The sequence below is a fragment of the Mycolicibacterium neoaurum ATCC 25795 genome (assembly GCF_000691525.1).
Taxonomy (GTDB): Bacteria; Actinomycetota; Actinomycetes; order Mycobacteriales; family Mycobacteriaceae; genus Mycobacterium; species Mycobacterium neoaurum.
The window spans coordinates 18,588-39,429 of sequence record NZ_JMDW01000002.1 but is presented as its reverse complement, the minus strand read 5'-3'; the positions used below and the strand labels follow the sequence as shown (position 1 = coordinate 39,429).

The 20,842-nt window shown below is 64.5% G+C and carries 19 protein-coding genes; 11 read left to right on the top strand and 8 right to left on the bottom strand.

The window, feature by feature from the left end:
• Positions 1-7: 7 nt before the first annotated feature.
• From IC40_RS0100930 to IC40_RS0100920, 3 genes are all read right to left on the bottom strand, one after another.
• Entirely contained in the window at positions 8-1,357 is a 1,350-nt protein-coding gene (locus tag IC40_RS0100930; protein ID WP_030132903.1) for an aspartate aminotransferase family protein, read from the bottom strand.
• Positions 1,358-1,429: 72 nt separating this feature from the next.
• Positions 1,430-2,899: a leucyl aminopeptidase family protein gene (locus tag IC40_RS0100925; RefSeq protein ID WP_051644238.1), complete on the bottom strand. Its 1,470-nt coding sequence runs from the start codon at positions 2,897-2,899 to the stop codon at positions 1,430-1,432.
• Positions 2,896-4,536, bottom strand: a complete 1,641-nt coding sequence (locus IC40_RS0100920; protein ID WP_030132901.1) for an ABC transporter substrate-binding protein — start codon at positions 4,534-4,536, stop codon at positions 2,896-2,898. Before IC40_RS0100920 ends, IC40_RS0100925 begins: the two co-directional genes overlap by 4 nt.
• A 156-nt stretch (positions 4,537-4,692) precedes the next feature.
• Between IC40_RS0100920 and IC40_RS0100915 the strand changes: the two genes are divergently transcribed.
• The 3 genes from IC40_RS0100915 to IC40_RS0100905 all read left to right on the top strand — a co-directional run bounded on the left by IC40_RS0100915 (position 4,693) and on the right by IC40_RS0100905 (position 8,290).
• Complete coding sequence (locus IC40_RS0100915; protein WP_030132900.1) at positions 4,693-5,649, top strand: ABC transporter permease; 957 nt, start codon at positions 4,693-4,695, stop codon at positions 5,647-5,649.
• Positions 5,650-5,738: 89 nt separating this feature from the next.
• Positions 5,739-6,611, top strand: a complete 873-nt coding sequence (locus IC40_RS0100910) for an ABC transporter permease (RefSeq protein ID WP_234411511.1) — start codon at positions 5,739-5,741, stop codon at positions 6,609-6,611.
• On the top strand, positions 6,608-8,290 hold the full coding sequence (locus tag IC40_RS0100905; RefSeq protein ID WP_030132898.1) for a dipeptide ABC transporter ATP-binding protein: 1,683 nt from the start codon (positions 6,608-6,610) through the stop codon (positions 8,288-8,290). Before IC40_RS0100910 ends, IC40_RS0100905 begins: the two co-directional genes overlap by 4 nt.
• Before the next feature lie 13 nt (positions 8,291-8,303).
• On the opposite strand, the gene IC40_RS0100900 is transcribed toward IC40_RS0100905, so the two are convergent.
• Positions 8,304-9,128, bottom strand: a complete 825-nt coding sequence (locus IC40_RS0100900; protein ID WP_030132897.1) for a GntR family transcriptional regulator — start codon at positions 9,126-9,128, stop codon at positions 8,304-8,306.
• Between the two features lie 106 nt (positions 9,129-9,234).
• Here IC40_RS0100900 and nagB point away from each other — a divergent pair, with 106 nt between their 5' ends.
• Positions 9,235-10,017, top strand: coding sequence for a glucosamine-6-phosphate deaminase (gene nagB / locus IC40_RS0100895; protein ID WP_030132896.1), 783 nt, complete (start codon positions 9,235-9,237; stop codon positions 10,015-10,017).
• A 1-nt stretch (position 10,018) separates the two neighbouring features.
• Here nagB and IC40_RS0100890 read toward each other — a convergent pair whose 3' ends face one another.
• Both IC40_RS0100890 and IC40_RS0100885 read right to left on the bottom strand, forming a co-directional pair.
• Positions 10,019-10,477, bottom strand: a complete 459-nt coding sequence (locus IC40_RS0100890; RefSeq protein WP_051644237.1) for a lipoprotein LppJ family protein — start codon at positions 10,475-10,477, stop codon at positions 10,019-10,021.
• 79 nt (positions 10,478-10,556) lie between these two features.
• Positions 10,557-12,383 carry an alpha/beta hydrolase gene (locus IC40_RS0100885; protein ID WP_030132894.1) on the bottom strand — a complete coding sequence of 609 codons (1,827 nt, stop codon included), beginning with the start codon at positions 12,381-12,383 and terminating at the stop codon, positions 10,557-10,559.
• Between the two features lie 164 nt (positions 12,384-12,547).
• Here IC40_RS0100885 and IC40_RS0100880 point away from each other — a divergent pair, with 164 nt between their 5' ends.
• Positions 12,548-14,038: an MFS transporter gene (locus tag IC40_RS0100880; protein ID WP_030132893.1), complete on the top strand. Its 1,491-nt coding sequence runs from the start codon at positions 12,548-12,550 to the stop codon at positions 14,036-14,038.
• 12 nt (positions 14,039-14,050) lie between these two features.
• Here IC40_RS0100880 and IC40_RS0100875 read toward each other — a convergent pair whose 3' ends face one another.
• Both IC40_RS0100875 and IC40_RS0100870 read right to left on the bottom strand, forming a co-directional pair.
• Positions 14,051-14,599, bottom strand: coding sequence for a CIA30 family protein (locus IC40_RS0100875; RefSeq protein WP_030132892.1), 549 nt, complete (start codon positions 14,597-14,599; stop codon positions 14,051-14,053).
• A gap of 94 nt (positions 14,600-14,693) precedes the next feature.
• Complete coding sequence (locus IC40_RS0100870; RefSeq protein WP_030132891.1) at positions 14,694-15,155, bottom strand: DUF4174 domain-containing protein; 462 nt, start codon at positions 15,153-15,155, stop codon at positions 14,694-14,696.
• 410 nt (positions 15,156-15,565) lie between these two features.
• On the opposite strand from IC40_RS0100870, the gene IC40_RS0100865 reads away from it, so the two are divergent.
• From IC40_RS0100865 to IC40_RS0100840, 6 genes are all read left to right on the top strand, one after another.
• The gene (locus IC40_RS0100865; RefSeq protein WP_036469139.1) at positions 15,566-16,009 is read left to right on the top strand and encodes a MarR family winged helix-turn-helix transcriptional regulator; all 444 of its coding nucleotides are present in this window, start codon (positions 15,566-15,568) and stop codon (positions 16,007-16,009) included.
• Between the two features lie 98 nt (positions 16,010-16,107).
• The gene (locus IC40_RS0100860; protein ID WP_036469138.1) at positions 16,108-16,638 is read left to right on the top strand and encodes a GNAT family N-acetyltransferase; all 531 of its coding nucleotides are present in this window, start codon (positions 16,108-16,110) and stop codon (positions 16,636-16,638) included.
• A 78-nt stretch (positions 16,639-16,716) separates the two neighbouring features.
• On the top strand, positions 16,717-17,442 hold the full coding sequence (locus IC40_RS0100855) for an SDR family NAD(P)-dependent oxidoreductase (RefSeq protein WP_030132888.1): 726 nt from the start codon (positions 16,717-16,719) through the stop codon (positions 17,440-17,442).
• Between the two features lie 149 nt (positions 17,443-17,591).
• The gene (locus tag IC40_RS0100850; RefSeq protein WP_030132887.1) at positions 17,592-18,434 is read left to right on the top strand and encodes an SDR family NAD(P)-dependent oxidoreductase; all 843 of its coding nucleotides are present in this window, start codon (positions 17,592-17,594) and stop codon (positions 18,432-18,434) included.
• Between the two features lie 11 nt (positions 18,435-18,445).
• Entirely contained in the window at positions 18,446-19,366 is a 921-nt protein-coding gene (locus tag IC40_RS0100845) for a reductase (protein ID WP_030132886.1), read from the top strand.
• A complete protein-coding gene (locus IC40_RS0100840) occupies positions 19,363-20,841 on the top strand; it encodes a flavin-containing monooxygenase (protein WP_030132885.1) in 1,479 nt (492 codons plus the stop codon). Before IC40_RS0100845 ends, IC40_RS0100840 begins: the two co-directional genes overlap by 4 nt.
• The last annotated feature ends 1 nt before the right edge of the window (position 20,842 follow it).

Sequence of the window (20,842 nt, the reverse complement as noted above, 5' to 3'; positions counted from 1 at the left end):
AGGCTGGTCAGAACTCACGAGCCACCACGCTCAGCGCGGCATCGGCGGCGTTGAGCGTCTCATCGATATCGGCGTCGGTATGGACAAGCGAGACGAAGAGGTTCTCGAACTGCAGCGGATGAAACAGTACGCCGCGCACCACCATTTCCTGATACCAACGGGTGAAGACGTCCTCGTGGGCGTGGGCGGCCGCATCACGCCAGTTTTTGATCGGCCGGTCGGTGAACCACAACTGGAATACCGTACCGATGCCCTCTACATAGGCTTCGATGCCCTTGTCCTGTGCCAGGGTCTTCAGGCCCTGGCCGAGCCGATCACCCAGCGCGCGCTGGCGTTCATAGAGCCCTGGCGTTGCCAGAATATCCATGGTGGCCGAAACTGCGGCGCACGCTACGACATTGGCGTTGTATGTTCCCGAATGTGAGTAGGTGCCATCGGCGATCAGGCGCATCGCCTCGGTGGTCCCGCCGACCGCGGCCACCGGGAAGCCGCCGCCGATGCCCTTGGCATAGGTCGTCAGATCGGGCCGGATGCCGAACCACTCCTGGGCGCCGCCTCGAGCAAACCGGAAACCGGTGATGACCTCGTCGAAGATGAGCATGGCGCCGTACTTGGTCGTTTGCTCACGCAAGAGTTCCAGGTAGCCCGGTTCGGGCAGGATGCAGCCGGTGTTGAAAACCGCCGGTTCGGTCAATACGGCGGCGACTTCTTCGCCGCGCTCCTCCATCAGCTTGATGAAGCTTTCCGGATCGTTCCAGGTGAGTACGACCAGGGTGCTTTCCAGCTCGGCCGGCACGCCGCCGCCCATGGCGACAGGACGGGGCCGGTCGGCGGGGCCGGCGAGGGTCGGATCGACGTGGTTGGACCAGTACACGGTGTCCTGCCAGCCGTGGTAGTGGCCTTCGAAGCGCACGATCAGCCGTCGTCCGGTTGTCGCCCGAGCAAGTCGGACGGCCGTACCCACGGCTTCGGAGCCGGAATTGGTGAAGCGCACCTGCTCCACACCGGGAACCGCGGCCGCGACCTTCTCGGCCGCCTCGATCTCCAGTTCATAGGGCAGCCCGAAGCAGGTGCCGTACTCGGCGACGGCATCGGTGACGGCCTTGGTCACCCCGGGATGGCGGTGCCCCAGGATCATCGGTCCCAGTCCGAGAAGGTAATCGATGTACTCGTTGCCGTCGACGTCCCTCAGCCGTGAACCCTGTCCCTCGGATATGAAGAGCGGGTAGGGCTTCCAGCCGTTGCGGGGGAGCCGGGCGGTACTGCCGGCGCCACCGGGGATGGTCTTGCGGGCGCGGTCATAGAGGTTCTTGGTCATCGCGGTCCGCTCGGCGTACGCGGTGTCAAACGTCGTCATGGACATGCTCTTCCTGTGAACGAACTGGCCAACCCAGTACTACTTCTTATACTAAGTATGTTGTCAAGCGGGTTACGCCGACGGGGCCAACAGCTCGATGAGCGCGCGTACCGGAGTGCCGGTCGGCCCTGCCGGCCAGGGGTAGGCAGGCTCGACCAACCACGCCGCGGAGCCGTTGTCGATGTGAACCCAGGGCACCGAGCCGACGAAGGAGTGCAGATAGGTGGCTGCCAGCTGACCCGAATCAGTCACCGAAACAGGAGCATTGGCAATATCGGCGACTCTGGACGTTAGCTGGGCGGCATAGGTGTGATGCAGCGGTAAGGCCCAGCCGCGGTCGAATCCACGCCTGCCCGCCTCGATCACCTCGGTCGTCAGATCGGCCGAGGTTCCCCAACATCCCCAGAACGCCGTCCCCACGCCACCGGAGTCCGTCAGCGTTCCGACATCGACGATCCGTGCCGGATTCTGAGCGGCGAGCCATTCCAGCGCATCGGCAAGCACCAGGCGCCCTTCGCAGTCGGTGTCGACCACCTCGGTGGTCCGCCCGCGGGGGTGGGTGAGCACGTCACCGGGGCGCAGCGCCCCGCCGCCGGGCATGTTCTCCGCCACGGGTAAGACCGCGGTGATGGGGCCTGTGGCTCCGAGCGCGGCGGCCGCGATCACCGCGGCCGCAACCGAAGCGGCCCCGGCCATATCGGTTTTCATCCAGCTGAGCTCGTGCGCATCGCGCTTGAGGTTGACACCACCCGAATCGAAGGTGATCCCCTTGCCGGCCAGAGCCGTCAGCGGACCATCCCCGGGGACCTGCAGGGCCAGAACCAGCGATGGTTCGGCACTACCCGCTCCGACACCGAGCGTGCCACCGAAACCGTGTTTGGTGAGCACGTCCTCGTCCCAGGTCTCGACAAGGACCGCGCCGGGGGCCAGTTCGGCGGCGAAGTCCGCGACGGCCTGCGCAAAAGCCAGTGGGCGCAGGGCATTCGGCGGTGTTTCGACCAGTTGACGCACCCAGGACGTCGCACGTGCCACGGTGCTCGCGCGGAGAAGCACCTCGTCGGCAGCGTGCGGGTCGTCGCAGACCACCGTGACCGACTGCGCTGGGGCATCCGACCCGCTGTCGCGCTGATACCGCCACGACCCGATTGCATGTCCCTGCGCGACGGCGCCCAGGGCCTCGGGCATCTCGGGCAGTTCCAGTGCCAGCAGCGAGACGACATTGCCTCGCGCCCCCGCGCCGAGCGCGGCCTCGAAGAGCTCCCCGGCACCGATCTCACCGGCGCCGAGGCCGACCAGTGTCACCCGCACCGGCGCGCCGGATACCGGGAGCGACACCGCCATGTGTGAACCCGCGTGCGCATCGAAATCCTGATCGGCGGAGGCCACGTCGGCGCAGTCGAATCCGGCGATGTCACTCAGTAGCTGCACACCGCGACCGCGGCGGCTCGCGGGGATCCCGACCACCACCTCGGTGTGCTGCCGTGCCGTCAGCGCGTCGACGAGATCGCGGGAGTAGACGCGCCTGAGCGCGGCATTGCTCATTCGGCGGGCTTGACCTGGAGCAGCGTCTGGGTCGAGAGGTTGTTGACCGAACCGACCAGCGGCGACATCTGGAATCCGGTCCATTTCGGCGAGTGGGCCTCGATCACGTTCTGGTAGAGCAACACGATGTAGGGCCGGTCATCGAAGGCGATGCGCTGCATCTGGTTGATGATGTCCTGGCGTTCCGCCCGATCGCGTGCGATGCCCTGCGCCTCGTACAGTTTGTCGTAGGCGGGGTTGCAGTAGCCGCTGTCGTTGTTGTTTCCCCATTGCTCGCAGGTCAGCACGCTGAGCTGAAAGTCCGGATCGACCGGGGGGATCCATGTCCACATCGCCAGGTCGAACTCGTCATATCCGTTGTCGGGGCCCAGAATTGCCGTGGTTGCGGCGTCGGTGTCCATCTTGCGCATCTCCAGATTCACTCCCGCCGCGCGGAAGCCGTTCTGGATGATCTGGAACATCCGGTCTCCGGCACCGTTGATATCGGTGGGGAAGATGACCTCGTAGGACATCCGGCTACCCTCGGCAACCCGGATACCGTCCGGTCCCTTGGCGTAGCCGAGACCGTCGAGAATGGTGTTCGCCTGTGCGACGTCGAACGGTAGACCCTTGATCGCGTCGTCATGCCACCCCGTCGCGGGAGCGACGATCGTCGATCCCGTGGTCGCCATTCCCAGCCACGCGGTGCCGATCATCTCGTCGCGGTTCATGGCCAGTTCGAAGGCCTTCCGGACATCCGGGTTCAGGAGTTCGGGATGGTTCTTCTTCTTCGGATTGGTGTTGATGATGAAGTTGTAGAAGCCGGAGCCGGGCGCCGTGCCGACCTCCATCCCGGCCTCCTTGATCGACGGGACCGCCGTGGCAGGTGTGCTGGCACCGATCATGTCGACCTGGTCGGTGCGTAACGCCGTGACCATGGCATCGGAATTGGCGAAGAACTGCAGACCGAAACCGGAGATGTGCGGCTTGTTCTCGCCCCACCACTTCGGGTTCTGCGAGAACATCGCGACCTGATCCTTCTTGTACTCATCCAGCACGAACGGCCCGCCGGACACCGCGGGTGCGTCATTCTGGAACGTCGTGATGGCCTTCCCGTCCCCGGTCGCGTACTGCGACCAGACGTGCTCGGGAAGTACGGGCAGCTGCTGCATCTGTGCCAGCACATTGGACACCGGCTGCGAATAGGTGAGCGTCAGGGTGTCTCCCTCGGCCGATGCCGATGTCAGACTGCGGATGAAGCCGGCCAGCTTTCCGGTCGGCCCTTCCTCGAACTGGCGAATCATGTTGAGTGTGAACGCCGCATCCTTGGCCGTGAGCGGTTCTCCGTCCGACCACTGGGCGTCCTTGACGATCTCGAAGGTCCAGACCAGACCGTCCGGTGAGGTCTTCCAGCTGGTCGCGAAGGACGGCTTCAACGACATGTCCGTCGTGTCGTACTCGGTGAGGTGCGGATATACGTACTGGTAGACGACATTGCTGTAATCCGATGTCGAGACGAACGGGTTGAGCGAGTCGATCGCCACACTGACCCCGATCCGCAGGACGCTGCGTGACGTCGCGGAACTGCAGCCCGCAATCATCGAAAGGGCCACCAGCACGCCGCTGATGAGTGCCAGGATTCGCAGAGCGGGTTTCATGGAGAACCTTCCCTAGAGCATCGAGGTGGCAACGTTCACGTGCTGGCGATCCGGACGGAATTTCAACCGAAATTGCAACGTGGTATTACATTCCCGTCACTTTGTGTGCTTAGTATGAGGACCATCACCTAGGCCGTCAAGACGAAAGGGGCCCGAGTGCGCGGGTACCTCTGGAAGCGAACCCTGTTCGCCGCTGTCACGATCTTCGTCGCGCTCACGGTCAACTTCATCCTCTTCCGTGTCCTCCCGGGGGATGCGGTCAGCCAGATATCGCGAATACCCAACGCCTCGCCGGCCATGAAGGAGGCGCTGCGCGCCGAGTTCGGACTCGACAAGCCCGTGTTCGAGCAGTATGTCCGCTACCTGCAACAGCTGTGCCAAGGCAACCTCGGCGTCTCGTACACCAACCGCCAGCCGGTTCTGGACAATCTGGTCGAGGCGTTCGGCAACACGGTGCCGATGGTCGCCACCGGCACGCTGATCGCCATCGTCCTCGGGATCGCGGTGGGCATGTTCGCCGCGCTGCACCGGGGATCGGTCGGCGACCACGCGGCCACCGGCATCGCCGTGGTGTTCTACGCGTTACCCACGCAGTTCCTCGGAATGATGCTGCTGATCCTGTTCGCCGGCACATTGCCGTCGGTCGGGATGTCCGACCCCTTCGCCGTGGGACTGTCGCCAGGGGAGCAACTGCTCGACCTCACTCGGCACATGATCCTGCCGGTCGCGACACTGGTGCTGACGCTGTACGCGGAGAGCGCCCTGATCGTGCGGTCCGCGATGCTGGAAACCCTTGGTGAGAACTACATCCTGACTGCACGGGCCAAGGGCCTGACCCGTCGGCGCATCGTGTGGTCCTATGCACTGCGTAACGCCGCGCTGCCGACGATCACCCAAATTGCTCTCTCGTTGGGGACCATCGTGGGCGGATCGATCCTCGTCGAGGTGATTTTCTCCTGGCCAGGGGTCGGCCGCGCGCTCTATGACGCGGTCCTGCAACGTGATTACCCGATGCTGCAAGGCGGCTTTCTGGCCATCACCGTCACCGTCGTGGTGTTGAACTATCTCGCCGACATCCTGTACTTCCGGCTCGACCCGAGGATTTCACAGTGAACCACGAGGATCATCCCGCCGGCGTCAGTGATTCGTCCGTAGGCGAGCCAATACACAGACGTGGGGCCTGGGGGGCACTGCGTACCGCCATGGCCACCCCGCCGGCCATCATCGGGCTGAGCATCATCGGACTGTTCCTCGTGGTCTCGGCACTATCGCATTACCTGAAGCCCTACAGCACGTCTGTGCCCAGTTGCGCGGTGTTCGAGCCGCCCTCACCACAACACTGGCTGGGTTGCGACGACGGCGGTATCGACATGGTGAGCCTGGTGTTGCAGGGCGGACAGATATCGATGTTCGTGGGATTCACCGCCGCGGTCATCGCGATCGCCATCGGCGCGACGGTGGGTGTGCTGTCCGGATACTTCGGCGGTTGGGTCGATTCGGTACTGATGCGGGTGACCGACTATTTCATGGTCATACCGCAGATCGTGCTGATGATCGTGGTGGCGGCGGTGTGGGGTCCGAAGCTGAGCCACGTCATCGTCGTCATCGGATTCCTCATGTGGACCAGCACCGCCCGGGTGGTGCGAGCTCAGGTCAAGACCCTGCGTGAACGTGTCTATGTGCAGCGCGCGGTATCGATAGGCGCCGGACATCCGCGAATCATCGCCCACCACATCCTTCCTCAACTGGGACCCTTGCTCATCGCCAACGCGGTGCTGGCCATCACCCTGGCGATCTTCAACGAAACCGCCCTGGCCTTCCTCGGCCTGTCGGACCCGACGGCGGTCACCTGGGGAACGATCATGGAACACGCCTTCGTCCGTGGGGCCATCAGCACCGGGGCATGGTGGGCCATCGTGCCCGCAGGATTATGTGTCGCAATCCTGATCATGGGGTGCTACCTGCTGGGTAACTCGATCGAGGACACCCTCAATCCCCGGCTGCGCTCATCTCATCTGTCCAGGAAGTCGTGGACGATGCGCCCGCTGGTGGGCCGCGGAAAGGACGCACTGTGAGTGCGCAGAACGCCTTGGAGATCGTCGATCTCAACGTGTGGTTCGAACCGCGCGACACTCGTGCGGCCGATCCCGTCCACACCGTGAAGAACCTCTCGTTGCGCGTGGCGCCCGGGGAGCGGGTGGGCCTGGTCGGCGAGTCGGGCTGCGGCAAGACCACCACCATTCTGGCCGCCATGGGGTTGTTGCCATCCACGGCCACCGTCAGTGGTGAAGTGCGCGTCAACGGTACGAACATCATCGGTGCCGGCGAGGCCGGTATCAACGGCCACCGGTGGACCGATATCGCCATGGTCTTCCAGGGTGCGATGAGCGCCTTCAACCCCGTGAAGACCATCGGATGGCAGATCCGGGAAGCCCTGAGATTTCATGACGTCGCCCACGGGAAGCAGGCGGTGGCCCGGTGCCGCGAGCTGCTCGACCTCGTCGGTCTGCCGCCGGATAGCGATGAGCGGTTCCCGCATCAGCTTTCCGGCGGCATGAAGCAACGTGCCGTCATCGCGATGGCACTCGCCTGCGACCCGAAGGTGCTGCTGGCCGACGAGCCCACCACTGCTCTGGATGTCGTCGTCCAGGATCAGGTGCTTCGATTGCTCGTTCGGCTGTGCAGGGAGCTCGGCTTGGCGCTGGTACTGGTCACCCACGACTTGGGCGTGGTGGCCCAGGCCTGCACACGGGCGGCGGTGATGTACAACGGTGAGATCGTGGAAGAGGGGACCGTCGATGATCTCTATCATCGCCCGGCCCATCCCTACACCCGCACCCTTTTCGAGGCGACTCCGAACCTCAACGACGTAGCCGCCGCAGCGGTGCCTGTCGGCTCGCAAACGCCGACACTCGTCGTGCAAGACCTGCACGTCACCTACAGTGAAGGGGTCAAAAGGCCGTCACGACAGTGGCTTACGCGTGCCGTGCGGCGACAGTCGATGCCCGGCACTGCACCGGCGGATGCTGTCGACGGTGTCAGCCTCCAGGTTGCCGAGGGCGAACTCGTCGCCTTGGTCGGACAGTCGGGGTGCGGTAAAACGACGACACTGCAGGCAGTCCTGGGCATGCAGCCTGTGCGATCCGGGTCCATCCAGATCGACGGGGTGGAGGTCGCCGGCCTGAGCGCACGCGCGTGGCGACCACTACGCCGCCATGTCCAGATGATCTATCAAGATCCCTACGAGGCGCTCGACGGTCGGTTGCGCATCGAGGACACGATGGCCGAACCGCTGCTGGTGCACGGTATCGGCGACAGCAGGGAGCAACGTCGAACCCTGGTTGCCCAGGCGCTGCGTGACGTGGGGCTGGATCCCTCGCGACTGGCCCAACGCTATCCGCACGAACTGTCCGGCGGCCAGCGTCAACGCGTCGCGATCGCTGCCAGCCTCGTGCTGCGGCCCCGTTTGTTGCTGGCCGACGAACCGGTGTCGATGCTGGACGTGTCGGTGCGTACCGGCGTGCTGGAACTGCTCGACCGACTGCGGCGTGAACACCGGATGGGCATCCTGATGATCACCCACGATCTGTCGACGGCGACGGCTTACGCCGACCGGGTCATCGTCATGCGCGAGGGGCGCATCGTAGAAACGGGCACGCCCTGGCAGATCGTCCACGAGCCCGCCGATTCCTACACCCGAAAGCTGCTGGACAGTGTGCCCAGTCCCGACCCGACACGCCACCGCGCCTCCTGAGCCACGGCGCCGGTCATTCTCCGGTGGTGGGCCCAGATCCGAAGGGGCGCACCGACCACGGCCCGGTACGTGCCGGCTCCACCAGGCGGCGTCCAGAGGTTCCCGAGACATAGAACAGAAACTCGCGCGCCGGGTAGGTCTGCTGGAAGCTGTCGAAAGCGGTCCCCTCGGCATTGACGCTCACACCGCGGATCCGCACCACGTTGTCCTTCGCCGTCAGTTTCAGATGCTCCCGCTCCAGCGAGTTGGGATGGTCGACCTCGAAGACCTGTTCCACGAAATCATCGGTGAATCCGTAACGTTCGGCGAGAAATCCGTACAGGGATCCGCCGGTGGCGAGTCGTTCCTCGTCCAGGGACGGCACCAGGCTCAGCGGCAGCACCGCCTTCTCCAACAGTTTGGGCACGTTGCCCAGCCGGCGCAGCCTGCAGATTTCCCACACCGGCTGTCCGGCGTCGATCCGCAACGCGGCGGCGTGGTTGTCACTGGGCTGCCCGACCATCAGGCTGACGAGCTCGGTGGCGAGTTCGACGCCATCGTCGTGGCCCTTGAGCGTCTCCAACAAGGCACCGGGACGCGAGGGTTCACTGACGATCCGCTGCGGGGCCACGAAGGTGCCGACACCCTGATGCCGCACGATCTTTCCGCTGTGGGTGAGTTCGTCGAGCGCACGACGCACCGTGATCACGCTGACATCGGCCATCTCGGCGAGTTCGGCCGTGCTCGGCAACTGATCACCCTCGCGCAGATTCTGCTCCTCGATGAGCGATACGACGAGGTCGTACACCTGCTGATATCGCAGCGGGCGCGCGGTCTTGCCGGTGCCGTCGTCGTTCACAAACCCTCCCCGGTGAGCTGCCGGCCGGTCCTGCAGGGACACCGATGCGTGCGCCCTGCGCGGCCATCTAACTACCTACATTGTCATACAAGGAATGAGGTTTGATATGAGAGTCGTCATCTGCCCCGACCTGGCAGCGGTCGCCACCACCGCCGCCGATATCGTGACCGAGCTGGCCCTCCGTAAACCACAAGGGACGCTGGGGCTTGCCACCGGGTCCAGTCCGCTGGGGCTCTACGCCGAATTGGCCGAGCGGGTGGCCGCGGGTTTGGACATGAGTGGATTCTCCTGTTTTGCTCTCGACGAGTACGTCGGCCTCGCCCCGGACGATCCGCGCAGCTACGCTCACGTCATTCGGACGCAGGTCACCGAGCCACTCCGATTGAAGCCCGAAAATGTCCACGTACCAACGGGAATCGGCGACGATCTGGACGCCGAATGCCTCGCCTACGAGGACGCCATCCGCGCGGCCGGTGGTATCGACATCCAGATACTCGGGATCGGACGAAACGGGCACCTGGGTTTCAACGAGCCCACCTCGTCGTTCGCCTCCCGCACGCGGGTGGCGTCGCTGGCAAGTTGGACCCGGCAGGACAACGCGCGCTACTTCAGCTCACCCGACGACGTTCCACGCGAATGTGTCACCCAGGGGCTGGGCACCATCATGGCTGCCCGGATGACCCTGCTGATCGCCACCGGTACGGCCAAGGCCGGTGCAGTCGCCCGCGCGGTGGAGGGCCCGGTTTCGGCACTGTGCCCGGCATCCATCCTGCAGCATCACGAAAACGCCGTTGTGATCATCGACGAGGAGGCCGCCGCCGAACTCGCGTTGGTGGACTACTACCGCGACACTCAGCGCCGGAGCGTCCGCGATGCCGTCGCCGGGTGAGTCATGATGTCAGCTCGTCGGTGATCGACACCGGCTGCATGCCACCGGCTTTCACCTGATCGGTCGTACTCCGGCATTCGCCGAGCACCTGGACTCGTCCACCACCCTGATGTTCTGTCAGGATCGCCATGATCTTGCCCTGGTGGACCACCCGGCCGTGCGGCATCGCGCCCGGCGGTGGCCCGGGAGTCCAGCCCTGGTCGATCATCGTCGTCTCGACCTGAGCCAGATAGGTATCCGGCGGCGTGCCGGCGGGAACGGCGAACCGGAAACCGGCGATACCGCGGAACGGTGGCTCGTTCTGATCGTTACACGAGCCAAATTTGAAGGATCCGCTGACGCTCTGCAGCCGCGCGGCACGCACGATCTCACGGGCGGGGTCGACCACCTGCGCGCGTATCTGGTCATCGCTCAGTGCGGGGCCGTCCAGCTCACCGGAGGCATCCGAAGGTGAACTCATGTCAGCACATCCTCCCAACAGCAATACAGACAAGGCAACGACGCCGGCAGCCGCCATCCGTCGAACGGGACCGGCGATCTCAGTAGCCATGGTCATTGGTGATCGATCCTCGTGGACGGTCCCCTTCGGGATCATTGAGTGCGGGTAGGCCGGGTACTCGAGTGTCCCAGTCCGGCAGGTCGATCGGGGGCAATCCCGGGAGATCGATCTTGTCGGGCAGTCCGATATGCGGTTGACGTCGCCCCTCGGCCAGCAGTCCGTTGTCGCCGAGCGTGTCTGCGTCACCCGTGGCGATATCGGTCATCGCGCGCAGGGATTCGCTGCCGATCTGGTAGTACTTCGAGTGATCGTCGAAGGTCAAACCGTCGCGTCCCACCGCCTCGGCATCGAAGCGCACCGAACCGTAGCCGTCGCCGGCAGGGTCTCGGCCCAAGCCGGCCTCCAAACCCAGCGGGTAGTTCAATTCGCGGTTGATGATGTCGGGGATCGGGCCGGCCTGGCCGATCCAGCTGACCGGATCGGTGGAGGCGGCGCCGACGTATACCTTGCCGCCCTCGGGCAGATGGAAATCTGACGCGCTGTTGGCCAGGTCGGTTCCTGGGCTGCCGATCAGCACCGCGTTGTCGGCCTTCATGCCACTACCGGCGAACGCATCGGCCACCGTGGTGGACCCGTAGGAGTGCCCGATGACGGTGAGATTGGCGGGCACGCCCTCATGGGTGGTGGCCAGGCCATTGACATCGGCGGCCAGCAGATCGCCCCCGGCGCGGGCCAGTGTCGGGGTGGCGATGGCCGGGTCGGTGGGACTGTCGGGTGTGTCATAGCCCATCCAGGCGATGACGGAGGTGGGCTCGTCGGGCTCGGCGGCGATCATCTGGTCGTACAGGTTGGTGGCGTTGTCACCCTCCAACCAACCTGCTTTCACGCTGCTGCCGGTGCCGGGGACGACCACCGCGGTGTTCTGGGCCTTGTCCGGGTTACCGATGGCGATGGCGGCCTTGCCCTCGCCATTGAACGCCAGCGGATCGTAAGCCCAGAGCATCGTCGGCCGGTTGGCGTCCTCGGGGTCGGCGGTCTTGTTCAGGCCCTTCTGGGTCTGCACGGCATTGCTGTAGCGGGTGGCGTCGGCTGAGGTCAACCCGTAGGCGCCGGGATTGGCCAGCACGTCGTCGGTGGACACGCCATGTTGGTCGGCCGCGTCGGTCACCCGAGCCACATCGTCTGCGAGGACAGCCCGGTTCACCTGATCGCGCACCTCGGCCGGGATTCCGTTGAGATTGCCGAGCTCGGCAGGGTGGTCGGCGATCAGCTGGCTCTTCTCGAACTGGCTCAGCGAATCCCACCACTTCTTGACGTCCTCTGGGCTGGTCCCCGGTGCCGGCAGCCGGCGTGGATCGCCGAGGGTTCCCGGCGGAGTCTGGGGCACCGGGCCACCGATGGCGGCCTGGATGGCGGCGGCCGTCTGAGCGTCGATCTGGGCGAACACCGCGAGCATCTTCTGCAGGACGGCGGTCCACGCCGGCGCCATCAGCCGCAGGATCGGGGGTAGCGGAGGCGCGGTGGCGGTACCGTCATCGGCGACCTGCCAGCCCGCTGCACGCAGCATCGTGACGGCGGCGAGCAGCCCGGTGCGGGTGAAGCCCAACTGCGTGCCGCCGGTGTGGAGTGCTTGCTGCAGCGCGCAGAGCCGGGCGCGCAGTTCTTCTTGGCGATTGAGGTTCTGCTCGGCTTTGATGATCGCCGCCGAAGCCGCCTGGCCCTGCCACGAGGACCTCAGCTGCGCCAGTGCCTGGCGTTGCGCGGTCATCGTCGTATCGAGAGCCGCGATCTTGGTGCCGAGGTCGGCGGCGGAAGCGACCAACTGCTCAGGCCGCGACGCCTGCACCGTCGACACCGTCACCGACAACTTCTGCCCCCTCGTCTCCCTCCCATCGTCGCACGTGCAAAAGCGGCACCCGGGCACCAGTTTCGTGGGATGAGGGTTGTCGAAGTGTGGTGTTCTAACGATTCACATCGACGTTCCGCATGGCAGGCAGCCTTGCGGGCGCCGACGCGCAGGAGGTGTGGGACATGGCGGATTCGGGCGGATTGAGGTTGAAGACTGCCGCGGGCCGGTGGGTGCTACTTGCGACCGTGCTCGGATCTGCCATCGTGATGATCGATGGCACTGTGGTCAACGTGGCGCTGCCACATATCGGTGCAGACCTGAACGCGGGCTTCGGCGGTCTGCAATGGGTTGTCAACGCTTACACGCTGACCTTGGCTTCCTTCATCCTGTTGGGCGGTTCACTCGGCGACCACTTCGGGCGTAAGCGTGTGTTCCTGATAGGGGTGGTGTGGTTTGCGGTGGCCTCGACCGCTTGTGGCTTGGCACCGAACATCGAAACACTGGTCGCCGCGCGTGCCCTCCAAGGGATCGGCGGCGCCCTGCTCACGCCCGGCAGTTTGGCGCTGATCTCGGCATCGTTCCGCGCCGGCGACCGTTCGGCGGCGATCGGGGCTTGGTCGGGCCTGGGCGGGTTGGCAGGCGCGGTGGGGCCGTTCCTCGGGGGCTTCCTCGTCGAGTGGAGTTGGCGGGCAGTGTTTCTCATCAATCTGCCGCTGGCCGCCGCGCTGGTCATACTGACGATGCTGCGGGTTCCCGAGAGTCGCGACGCAGACGCGCCACCGGGCCTGGACATCGCCGGCACGGTCCTGGCCGTCCTTGGTCTGGGAGCGTTGACTTTCGGACTGACCAGCCTCGGCGGCGCCGAGGTCACTGGTCCCGGCCTGGTCGCGGTCGGTATCGGGATGCTGGCTCTGCTCGCATTCGTTGTGATCGAGCGTCGTTCCCCGCATCCGTTGGTTCCGCCAGAGTTGTTCAGCAACAGCATCTTTCGGGTGGCTAATGTCATAACGCTGCTGATCTACGGTGCGTTGGGCGTGGTGTTCCTGATTCTGGTACTGCAGCTGCAGACGGTTGCCGGTTTCAGCCCGATCGAAGCCGGAGCCGCATTGCTCCCGGTCACCGCAGTTCTCTTGATTTTCTCGGCACACGCCGGTGCGCTTGCGGGCCGGATCGGTCCACGTATACCGATGACCTTGGGCCCCGTGCTGTCGGCGGCGGGACTATTGCTGATGTTGCGCATCGGTCCACAAGCATCATGGGTCGCCGACGTCCTTCCCGCGGCGCTGGTCTTCGGCGCTGGCCTGGCCCTGGTGGTGGCACCGCTGACAGCCGCAGTGCTCGACGCCGCCCCGGACCGACTGGCCGGGGCGGCGTCGGGAGTCAACAACGCGGTGGCTCGTGCCGGAGGACTTCTGGCTGTGGCCGTGATACCGGCTTTCGCCGGTATCGGAGGCGCGGATTACGCCGATCCCGCCGCATTCGGAGCCGGGTTTCGCACCACCATGGTGATCGCCGCATCCCTGCTGTTGGGGGCGTCAGCTCTCGCCGCCACCGGGATCAGGCCGAGGCGCACCGGATGGGGTGCGGGTGAACGCATCCACGTCGAACAGGACGTGCACTGCCCTATCAATGGCCCTACGCCGTTCCCGCGTGCACCGCAGTCCGAGACCTGATCGGGCGCTTGTTCAGATCGTGGCGGAGATTCTGTTGATGGTGATCTGGAAGGGGCCCTGCTGCTTGTCCAGGATGTAGACCGCGACCTGGTCGATGGTCGACGGATCGAGGGTCTGGGGTGCATCGGGCGCGGGATCCAGGCGCATGCCGACTGGTTCGAATTGGTCGACAGGCAACTCGTAGTTTCGTACGGCGCCCGCTTCGGTAGCGAAGCGCTGAACATACGACCACGGCTGGTCGTTGTCACGCACCTTCAACAAGTAGGTCTTTCCGTCCCCCTCGGCGTGCACCCCGAACGACCGAGCGCCCGCGGCCTTGCCGCCGATGTCGGGGTCCAGTGGTCCACGCGCCGAGGCGAACCCGCCGTTGTTGTCCAATGAGATGTTTCCCGAGAACCTCAGGCCACCATCGTCGAACGCGACCTCGGAAGTCGATCTGCCACCCATGACCGGATCGTTCATGGTCGTCCAGTCAGCGGCCTCGTCGGCGACACCGAGATCGGCGATAACGACGTCCGTTGTTTCGGGAGCCTTCGAGAGCACCGTTTCCTCTGCCTGCACCGCCCCGCTACATGCGACGAGCGAAAGCGTCGTGCAGGTAATCAACAAGGCGAAAGCTCGGCGGATCTCCCAGCTGGATGATTGGTACCCGATGTCAGCACTCACTGTTGTTCCCACTCATCTCCTGACCGCGCATGGGCATCCCGTCGATCACTGCATACACCGTCTGCAGGTTCGGCACGTCGTTGACACGGAACTTCTGGGAGCCGTCCTTACCGATCAGCACCACGGCGAACGTACTGCCGCCGACGGTGTATCGGTCGGCCAACTGACGGGCGCTATCGGCGTCGAGCACTCGACCGTCGAGCGTGCTGGTGCCATCGGCAAGCACCTGTCCGAGCACCATGTCACGACTGGTGAACTCACATCGGCTGGACTGGATGCGAGCCAGTGTCTCGATGAGTCGAGGGTCGTCAGCACTGGGTGCGAACACCAGCAGTGGGCGGTGGTTCCAGAGGTACCCGTCCAGCTCGCCGGCCCTGGCCGTGCCCGACCCGAGTAGAACGGCGAAACCCACCACGGTGAGAACGAGTAATGAACGCACGGCAGCTGCCATGACAACCTCCTCCGCACGTCGGCATCGCCATGGACAAGTACCCCGCGTCGCCTGCTCGCTAACCAACGCGCACGGGCTAAGGATCCAGCAGTTTGTCGATAATTGCGACTGCTACGCCGGCGCCGTCCTCCCCGCTGATGTGGGCCGCCAGCGCGTGCGCCTTTTGACTCGCCGCGGCGTCATCGAGGGTGGCGGTGATGGTGGCCGCGAGATGGCCGGCCGTCAGTGCGCGTTGCGGGAGGATTCCTGTTGCAGCGTCGAGATGTTGACGGCATCCAGTCGAGGACGAAACTCCACAGTTTCGAACTGATGATCTGAAAACAGATCGTCTGATCTATGTGCCCGAAGAGTGGCGAACGGCTGGTCTGGCACCTTGACATCAACAAGAGTTGAGGTTTTAGCGTCGGCTCATGACAAGAGAAATGCAACCCGCTGCGCTTCAGCCCATTGGTTTCTGGTCAGTTCGTGCAGGAGAAGCCATCCAGGCGCGTACCCGCGGCCGACTGTCCGAACTGGGTGTCAGCCAGCCGGAGTGGTGGGTACTGCACCAGTTGTCGATGCATTCGCGCGGTATGAGCGAGGCCGAACTCGTCTCGGTCGTCGGCCCCAACGAGTCCGACGACAGCATCGTGCGTGCGATCGCATCCGGTGTCGACAAGGGGTGGCTCGGTCGCGTGGGTGACCACGTCCGCCTGACGGAGCTGGGCGGGCAGAAGTTTGACGCCGCCGCCGAGATGCAGAGAGAACTCAATGACGAGCGACGCCGGGGGGTATCCGACGACGACTACGCCACCACCATCGAGGTATTGCAGCGCACGATCACCAACGTGGGTGGCAGCGCCTGGCATTGGTGACGGCTGTGGGGTGGCACCCGACCCTGCCGTAGAAAATGCTTTGGCTCAACCTCGTTCGGCTGAGACGATGTCACCGTTCACTATCGGGGGAGGCAGCGGTGGTCGAGATCAGGCCCGCGACGGCACACGATGCGATGGGTGTGGCCGAGGCCCACGTTCGCGCATGGCAGGTGGGCTACCGAGGCTTGATCTCCCAGGATCATCTCGACGCGCTTCGCGCCGAGGACAGGGCCAGACGCTACGGCTTCGAGCGGATGGATCTCGCAGGCCCATTCACTCAGGTGGCCGCCGACGGGGGGACCGTCTGCGGCCATGTCACCACCGGGCTGAGCAGGGACGCCGATCTCGCAGGGGCCGGCGAAATCTGGGCGCTCTATGTCGACCCGCTCCGATGGGGGCAGGGAGTCGGCCGCCGGTTACTGACCGCAGGCTGCGTCCGACTGGCTCTGCAGGGGTGCGGAAAGGCAGGTCTGTGGGTCCTTTCGGGCAATGTACGGGCTCGCCGCTTCTATGAACGTGCGGGCTGGCGCTTCAACGGTACGGAGCGAACCGATGCCATCGGCGCCGACCTGGTCCACGAGGTGCGCTACGAGCGCATCTTGGATGGGAGTGTGCCTGCGGAACGCTGAGTGCGAGGTCGCAAATCCGCCAGCGGCTCCTGGGTGGCGGACATAGCGTCGTCGGCGGTTGCACTCAGAAAGGGCATCATGACCGACATCGTTCTGATCACCGGCGGTACCCGAGGCATCGGGTTCGAAACCGCCTCCGCGCTCGGCCTTCTCGGCGCCACCGTCATCATCACCGGTCGCACGACAGCGACGCTGGCGGCGGCCGCCGAGGAACTGGCGCAACGCGGTGTTCTGGTCGAGGCGGAACTCCTCGACGTGACATCACCGGAGAGTGTGGGCCACCTGCTGGAGCGGGTGCGGAACCGACACGACCGTATCGACGTCTTGGTCAACAACGCCGGCGTCGCGGGAGAGTGGTCGCATCCCTCGGCGACGGACTTCGTCCACCCGGACGCCGTGCGCATCACGTTCGACACCAATGTCCTGGGTGTCCTCTACATGATCGAGACGTTCCTTCCGCTGCTGCGTGCGAGCTCGGATGCCCGCATCGTCAACGTCTCGTCCTTCATGGGGTCGCTCACGCTACAGTCGGCAGCCGCACCCGCCACTCTCGTCGTCCCGGCCTATCAGGCGTCCAAGGCTGCGCTCAACAGCATCACCATCACGTTGGAGAAGGCGCTGGGCGCATCAGGCATCCGTACGGTGTCGGTCGACCCCGGCTTCGTGCAGACCGATTTCTCACCCATCAATCGTGATCAGGCCGCGTTGACCGCTGCCCAAGGAGCCGAACCGATCGTGCGCGCCGCCTGCGGGCAGTACATCGCGGGCACCTTTATCGGCCGAGAGGGCGCGCTGCCCTGGTAGCCGCCTCGCCGATAACAAATGTGCCACTGATAAAAGGCGACATTGACAAATGGCACATTTGGTGATGGTCTTTGGAGTGTGACGGACCCTGAGGTGACGACCCGTCGTCCGGTCAGGGCCCGATTCGATGAGCAACTCCAGGAGACCTCTTGATAGGCAACCTCTTCGGTGGACCGCGGCGTACCGCCGATGCCAAGGCCGTGGTGACCGGTGCCGGCAGCGGCATCGGCCGTGCATTCGCCCTCGAGCTCGCCCGGCGCGGTGGTGAGATCGTCTGCGCCGACATCGACGCCGACCGGGCCGCGGAGACGGTCACCCTGATCGAGGATCTGGGCACCGGAACTGCGCATGCCGTGCAGTGCGATGTGTCTGACCGCAACGCCATCGAACTGTTGGCCAAGCAGGCTGAAGACATCTTCGGCGGCGCGCCTACCTGCGTCATCAATAACGCGGGCGTGGGAATCGGCGGGAAGCCGGTCGGCGACATCGGTTTCGACGACTGGGATTGGGCCTTGGGGATCAACCTTTGGGGCGTGATCTACGGCTGTGAGGTGTTCACCCCGATCCTTCGTCGTGCCGGCCGAGGCGGCATCATCAACGTCGCATCGGCCGCAGGCTTCGCCGCGGCGCCCTCGATGGCGGCCTACAACGTGTCCAAGGCCGGCGTCTTGTCACTGTCGGAGACGCTGGCTGCCGAACTCAGTGGCACCGGTATCGCGGTCACGGTGCTCTGCCCCACCTTCGTCAAAACCAATGTGTTCACGGACGGACGCATCACGCCCGGGTCGATGAACCTCAGTCAGCAGCTGGCGCGCTGGACCGGCGTCTCTGCCGAGGGTGTGGCCACTCGCACCCTCGACGCGCACGATCGCGGCAACCTCTACGTGGTGCCCCAGCTGGACGCGAAGGTCGTATGGCACCTGAAGCGTCATGTCCCCGCCCTCTACGCGCACGGTGCCGGATGGCTCGGCCGGCTGCTCCCGTCCAACTGAAAGGAACGACCATGGCAATGGATCTGGACAAGATGCTGCAGATGATCAAGGACAAGCAGTGGTCCTTGGTCGATATCGACTGGGAAGCGCCGGGAGCCGAGCTCATCGACGAAGAGCTCTGGGTCAAGCTCAAACCCTTTCTGACAGATCTGATGTGGATCGAGAACGTCGGGGCACGCGGTTTCGCTGCGCTGGCCAAGAAGGCGCCCACCCCGACGTTGAAGAGCATCTATGAGCATTTCCACGCCGAGGAGCAGAAGCATGCCAACGCCGAGCTGGCGCTCATGCGCCGCTGGGGCATGCTCGACAACGACGAGATCCCGCCTCCGAGTGTGAACGTGCAGCTGGTGATCACCTGGCTGGACAAGTTCTCCGACGGAATGTCGCTGTCCATCCTGGGCACTGTCATCCCCATGCTCGAAGTGGCCCTCGACGGCGCGCTGATCAAGTTCATCACCGACGAGGTCAAGGACCCGGTGGCCCAGGAGGTGTTCAAGCGCATCAACTCCGACGAGTCTCGCCACCTGGCAGTCGATTTCGAGGTCATGGACATCCTCGGCCATGCGAACGTGCGTAAGCTGGCGGTCGAGTTCGTCGGTAGCTGGATGAACCCGGCCCTGGTCATCGGCACGTTGAGCTACTTCCCACTGTTGAACAAGATGCGCGACAACATCGTCGCGATGGGGGTCAACGAGGAGCGGCTGTACCAGGCGATGCGGCGGTTCCGCAGTGTCGGTGAGCGTAGCGAGTACGTGAACCGCGTTCCGATGTACCGATTCATCAGTTGGCACAGCAAAAAGGTGATCGACCGCAGCTCGAAGTATCACTGGCTGGCGGACTCGTTGGTGAAGGTGACCGGCGTCATCCCGATGCCGCTGGTGCGCTACACCCCGACCTGGTCGGAAGAGCTGACCTACGAGCCCGTCGCATGAGCGAGGACATCCGCGGCGTCGCGATCATCGGAGCAGGATTCGCCGGCATCGGTGCGGCCATCCGACTCCAAGACGAGGGCATCACCGATTTCGTCATCTACGAACGCGGCACGGATATCGGCGGAACATGGCGGGACAACACGTATCCCGGCGCTGCCTGCGATATTCCCTCGCGGCTGTACTCCTACAGCTTCGCCCCCAATCCCGACTGGTCGCACACCTATTCCGGCAGCGCCGAGATCCTGCAGTACATCAACCGTATGGTCGACACCTGTGATCTGCGGCCCCGTATCGAGTTCGGTCACGAGGTCACAGCACTGGAATACGACGACGCCGATGGCACCTGGACGATCCGATTCCGCGACCAGGAACCCACGCGAGCGCGCTCGATCGTGATGGCACCCGGCCCGCTGGCCAACGCCAGTCTGCCGGACATACCTGGCATCGAGACCTATGAGGGCAAGAAGATCCACAGTGCCCGTTGGGATCACGACTACGACTTCGCCGGCAAGAAGGTCGCCGTCATCGGTACCGGGGCCAGCGCGGTGCAGATCATCCCCGAACTGGTCAAGGTGGCGGACTCGGTCAAGGTTTTCCAGCGCACACCCGGCTGGGTGCTGCCGCGGATCAACACCGAGACCGGTGACTGGGCCAGACGCCTCTACCGCTCGGTACCGCTGACCGAGAAACTGGCGCGTTCGGCCTGGTTCTGGGGACATGAGTCGGTCGCGCTCGGCGTCGTGTGGGACACCCCGCTGACCCGCGTCGTGGAAGCGCTCAGCTTGGCCAATCTGCGCCTGCAGGTGAAAGATTCGTGGCTGCGTCGGCAACTCAAGCCCGACTTCTCCGCAGGCTGCAAACGGTTACTGATGTCCAGCGATTACTACCCTGCGTTGCAGGCCGACAACTGCAAGCTGGTCACCTGGCCGATCGCGAGGCTGTCACCTCGTGGGATCCGGACCGTGGAAGGTATCGAGCACCAGTTCGACGCCATCGTCTTCGCCACCGGTTTCGATGTCTCCAAGGCCGGGACGCCGTTCCCGGTGATCGGATCAGGCGGGCGTGAACTGGCCGCGGAATGGAGTTCGGGGGCATACGCGTACCGCAGCGTGGCGGTGTCCGGCTACCCCAACCTGTACTTCACCTTCGGGCCGAATTCCGGTCCGGGGCACAGTTCGGCGCTGGTGTACATGGAGGCGCAGATCGACTACATCACCAAAGCCATCGGCACCCTGACACGCTTCGGCTGGAAGTCACTGGACGTACGCCCCGACGCTCAAGAGCGCTACAACGCAGACATCCAGCGTCGGCTGCAATCGACCACCTGGAATTCCGGATGCCAGAGTTGGTATCTGACCGAGGACGGCTTCAACGCGACGATGTATCCCGGCTTCGCCACCCAGTACGTCAACCAACTCAAGACCCTCGATCTGCAGGACTACCGCATCACGGTCGACGAACTGGTCGGCGCCTAAG